General features: G+C 70.0%; 2 protein-coding genes. Both read right to left on the reverse strand.

Translation table 11 applies throughout. The features are described 5' to 3' along the window. Nucleotides 1–608, reverse strand: a 608-nt coding sequence (locus VJN29_RS10235) for an alpha-amylase family glycosyl hydrolase (protein ID WP_324143527.1), incomplete at its 3' end; no start/stop codon positions are given. Between the two features lie 14 nt (nucleotides 609–622). After that, on the reverse strand, nucleotides 623–2627 hold a 2005-nt coding region (locus tag VJN29_RS10240; RefSeq protein WP_324143526.1), incomplete at its 5' end, for an alpha-1,4-glucan--maltose-1-phosphate maltosyltransferase.

Below are 2627 nucleotides of genomic sequence, written 5' to 3' on the forward strand. Positions count from 1 at the left end.
CGGACCACGTCGAACATCGCCTCGTGGACCGCGGGGTTCTCGAAGTTGAGGTCCGGCTGGTGGCTGAAGAACCGGTGCCAGAAGAACTGCCGCCGGATGGGGTCGAAGGTCCAGTTCGACGTCTCGGTGTCGACGAAGATGATCCGCGCGTCGGTGTACCGGTCGTCGGTGTCGGACCACACGTAGAAGTCCCCGTAGGTGCCCTCCGGGTCACTGCGCGACGCCTGGAACCACGGGTGCTGGTCGCTCGTGTGGTTCATGACGAGGTCGGTGACGATGCGGATGCCGCGCGCGTGCGACTGGGTGATGAGCTCCTTGAACTCCGGCAGGGTGCCGAACTCGGGGAGCACCTGGGTGTAGTCCGAGATGTCGTAGCCGCCGTCCCGGAGCGGGCTGGCGTAGAACGGCGGGAGCCACAGGCAGTCCACTCCGAGCCACTGGAGGTAGTCGAGCCGGTTGACGATGCCGGCGAAGTCACCCTCACCGGAACCGTTGCTGTCGCCGAAGGCGCGCACGAGGACCTCGTAGAAGACGGCGGTGCGGAACCACTCGGGGTCGTGGCGCAGTCCCGGCTGGTTGGCGCCGAGTCCCGGGGTGGAGTGGCCCATCCCGGCGATCACCGTCACCAGGGTCTCCTCACCGACACGAGGTGGACGGGCTCGACCTCCGGTCCGAGGCGCACGTACGTGTCCCTCTGCCAGGTCCACGTCTCGCCGGTGACGAGGTCGCTGGCCTGGAAGCTGTCGCCCGGCTCCAGGCCGAGCGCCCCCATGTCGAGGCGCAGGGTCGTCGCGCGCGTGGAGTGCGGGTCGAGGTTCGCGACGACGACGACGACGTCCTCGGTGCCGTCCGCCAGCCGGCGGCGCTTGGAGAACGCGAGGAAGTTCTCGTCGTCGACGTGGTGGAAGCGGATGTCGCGCAGGCGGTGCAGTGCGGGGTGGGAACGGCGGATCTCGTTGAGCCGGGTGAGGTACCCGGCCAGTGTGCGCCCCTCGCGTGGGCCGCCCGGCTCGTCGTCCTCCCAGCGGCGGTTCTTGTACTCGTACTTCTCGTTGTCGATCTGCTCCTCGGCGCCGGGGCGGGCCACGTGCTCCATGAGCTCGTAGCCGGCGTAGATCCCGTAGGTCGGGACGAGGGTCGCCGCCAACGCGGCCCGCAGCTTCCACGCCGCAGGCCCGCCGAACTGCATGTACGGCGTGAGGATGTCGTGGGTCGTCGGCCAGAAGGAGGGGCGCATGTACGTCGCGGCCTCGCCGGAGAGCTCGGTGACGTACTCGCGCAGCTCGCCGGCCGTGGTGCGCCACGTGTAGTAGGTGTAGCTCTGCTGGAAGCCGATCTTGCCGAGGGTGTGCATCATCGCGGGCTTGGTGAAGGCCTCCGCCAGCCAGATCACGTCGGGGTGGTCCTTCGCGACGTCGGCGATGAGCCACTGCCAGAACTCGACCGGCTTGGTGTGCGGGTTGTCGACCCGGAACAGGGTCACCCCGTGGTCGATCCAGACCTGGACGACCCGACGGACCTCCGCGTAGATGCCGGCCGGGTCGTTGTCGAAGTTGACGGGGTAGATGTCCTGGTACTTCTTGGGAGGGTTCTCCGCGTACGCGATGGTGCCGTCGGCGCGGGTGGTGAACCACTCCGGGTGCTCGGCGACCCACGGGTGGTCGGGGGAGCACTGGAGGGCGAGGTCCATGGCGACCTCGAGGCCCAGCCGCCGCGCCTCCGCGACGAAGGCGTCGAAGTCCTCGAAGGTCCCGAGGTCGGGGTGGATGGCGTCGTGGCCGCCGTCCGGCGAGCCGATGGCGTACGGGCTGCCGGGGTCCTCGGGTCGCGCGTCGAGGGTGTTGTTCGGGCCCTTCTTGGCCGCCTGCCCGATGGGGTGGATCGGGGTGAGGTAGACGACGTCGAAGCCCATGGCCGCGATGGCCGGGAGCCGCCGGGCCGCCGTCCGAAGGGTTCCCGTGGTCCAGCGGTGCTCCTCCTCGTCGTAGGTGGCGCCCTCGCTGCGCGGGAAGATCTCGTACCACGCACCGAAGAGCGCGAGCTCGCGCTCGACGAGGAGCGGCAGCTCGGCCGACGGGGTGACGTACTCGCGCAGGGGTCGGGCTCCCAGCTCGTCCTCGACCGAGGGGTCCGTGCCTGCCTTGAGGCGGACGGTGGGAGGGCGGGCGGGGTCGCGGAGCCCCGCGACGGCATCCCGGAGCACGGCCTTCTGTGCGGCGGTCCGCTCTCCGTGGGCGATGGCGCGCTCGAGAACCAGCGCCCCCTCCTCGAGCATGAGCTCGGTGTCGACGTCGGCCTGCACCTTGATCGTCGCGTCGTGCTCCCACGTCCCGTAGGGGTCGGACCAGCCCTCGACCCGGTAGGACCACCACCCGGTGCGGTCCGCGCTGACGCGGGCCACCCACGTGTTGAGCCCGGGGTTCGTGCAGGTCATGGGGAGGAGGTGCTCCACACCGTCGGGGTCCGTGAGCACCACGGAGGCGTTCACGGCGTCGTGGCCCTCACGGAACACCGTGGCGGTGACGAGGAACTCCTCGTCGACGACGCACTTGGCCGGACGGGCGCCGTTGTCCACGCACGGGCGGACGTCGAGGACGGGGATGCGGCCGATCGGATGCTGGGGGGCG

Source organism: Intrasporangium sp., assembly GCF_035280925.1.
Taxonomy (GTDB): Bacteria; Actinomycetota; Actinomycetes; order Actinomycetales; family Dermatophilaceae; genus Intrasporangium.